The sequence below is a fragment of the Romboutsia sedimentorum genome (assembly GCF_030131845.1).
Lineage (GTDB): Bacteria > Bacillota > Clostridia > Peptostreptococcales > Peptostreptococcaceae > Romboutsia_D > Romboutsia_D sedimentorum.
Genome location: NZ_JASKYM010000023.1, coordinates 1 through 2,536, shown reverse-complemented (window position 1 = coordinate 2,536; position 2,536 = coordinate 1). Strand labels below are relative to the sequence as shown.

Annotated in this window: 1 rRNA gene; it reads right to left on the bottom strand. The window is 50.8% G+C overall.

Going from position 1 to position 2,536, the window contains the following annotated elements:
* Nucleotides 1-2,536: ribosomal RNA gene (locus tag QOZ84_RS16315) — 23S ribosomal RNA — on the bottom strand; the annotation flags it as partial.

Below are 2,536 nucleotides of genomic sequence, written 5' to 3'. Positions count from 1 at the left end.
CACTTACACCTTCGACCTATCAACCAGGTAGTCTTCCTGGGGTCTTACCCTTACGGTGGGAAATCTTATCTTGAAGTCGGCTTCGCGCTTAGATGCTTTCAGCGCTTATCCATTCCGTACATAGCTACCCAGCGATGCCCTTGGCAGAACAACTGGTACACCAGAGGTACGTCCATCCCGGTCCTCTCGTACTAAGGACAGGTCTCCTCAAATTTCCTACGCCTGCGACGGATAGGGACCGAACTGTCTCACGACGTTCTGAACCCAGCTCGCGTACCACTTTAATGGGCGAACAGCCCAACCCTTGGGACCTACTACAGCCCCAGGATGTGATGAGCCGACATCGAGGTGCCAAACCTCCCCGTCGATGTGGACTCTTGGGGGAGATAAGCCTGTTATCCCCAGGGTAGCTTTTATCCGTTGAGCGATGGCCCTTCCATGCGGTACCACCGGATCACTAAGTCCGACTTTCGTCCTTGCTCGACCTGTATGTCTTGCAATCAAGCTCTCTTCTGCCTTTACACTCTACGCACGATTTCCGACCGTGCTGAGAGAACCTTTGAGCGCCTCCGTTACTCTTTAGGAGGCGACCGCCCCAGTCAAACTGCCCACCTGACGGTGTCCCAAGACCTGATTCAAGGCCTATGGTTAGGATCCCAGTACTACAAGGGTGGTATCCCAAGGATAACTCCACACAAACTGGCGTTCATGCTTCATAGTTTCCCACCTATCCTGTACATGTAGTACCAAGACCCAACGTCAAGCTACAGTAAAGCTCCATGGGGTCTTTCCGTCCTGTCGCAGGTACCCGGCATCTTCACCGGGATTACAATTTCACCGAGTCTATTGTTGAGACAGTGCCCAAATCGTTACGCCTTTCGTGCGGGTCGGAACTTACCCGACAAGGAATTTCGCTACCTTAGGACCGTTATAGTTACGGCCGCCGTTTACTGGGGCTTAAGTTCACTGCTTCGATTGCTCTAACAGATCCCCTTAACCTTCCAGCACCGGGCAGGCGTCAGCTCCTATACATCGTCTTGCGACTTAGCAGAAACCTGTGTTTTTGGTAAACAGTCGCTTGGGCCTATTCTCTGCGGCCATCCGAAGATGGCACCCCTTCTCCCGAAGTTACGGGGTCATTTTGCCGAGTTCCTTAACAATAGTTCTCTCGCTGGCCTTAGGATACTCTCCTCACCCACCTGTGTCGGTTTGAGGTACAGGCGCCTTTAAACTCGATAGAGACTTTTCTCGACAGTGTGAAATCAGCTACTTCGCTACTTAATTTCGCTCCCCATCGTACCCCAGCATTAATATCAAGACGGATTTGCCTATCTTGACTGCCTCAGTACTTAGCCACACATAACCAACAGTGTGGTTAGCTTATCCTACTGTGTCATCCCATTTCTCAAACGCTTATTGGCGGTACAGGAATATCAACCTGTTGTCCATCACCTACGCCTTTCGGCCTCGGCTTAGGTCCTGACTAACCCAGGGCGGACGAACCTTCCCCTGGAAACCTTGGGTTTACGGCCCGTGGGATTCTCACCCACGTCTCGCTACTCATGCCAACATTCTCACTCGTATACTGTCCACATGTCCTTACGGTCATGCTTCAGCCTGTATACGAAGCTCCCCTACCTATCATTGCTGATATCGTAGCTTCGGTAGTACGTTTTAGCCCCGGAAATTTTCGGCGCAGGATCACTCGACCAGTGAGCTATTACGCACTCTTTAAATGAGTGGCTGCTTCTAAGCCAACATCCTGGTTGTCTGTGCAATCCCACATCCTTTACCACTTAACGTACATTTAGGGACCTTAGCTGACGATCTGGGCTGTTGCCCTTTTGACTATGAATCTTATCACCCACAGTCTGACTCCCAAGTAAAAGAAAACGGCATTCGGAGTTTGATAGTCTTCGGTAAGTGCAATACCCCCTAGGACATTCAGTGCTCTACCTCCGCCTCTCTACGCTTGAGGCTAGCCCTAAAGCTATTTCGGGGAGAACCAGCTATCTCCGGGCTCGATTGGAATTTCACCGCTATCCACAAGTCATCCCCGAGCTTTTCAACGCTCGTGGGTTCGGTCCTCCACGAAATTTTACTTTCGCTTCAACCTGCTCATGGATAGGTCGCCCGGTTTCGGGTCTACGTCAAGTAACTTAAGCGCCCATTTAAGACTCGCTTTCGCTACGGCTCCACACCTTAAGTGCTTAACCTTGCTACTTAACGTAACTCGTTGGCCCGTTCTACAAAAAGTACGCGGTCACACATAAAAAGTGCTCCCACAGCTTGTAAGTGCAGGGTTTCAGGTTCTATTTCACTCCCCTCCCGGGGTTCTTTTCACCTTTCCCTCACGGTACTATGCGCTATCGGTCACTAGGTAGTATTTAGGCTTGGAGGATGGTCCCTCCTGCTTCCCACAGGGTTTCACGTGTCCCGTGGTACTCTGGATCATGCTAGTAGCTTTCTCGTTTCAACTACAGGGCTATTACCTTCTATGGCGGAGCTTTCCAACTCTCTTCGCTTACAATATTGC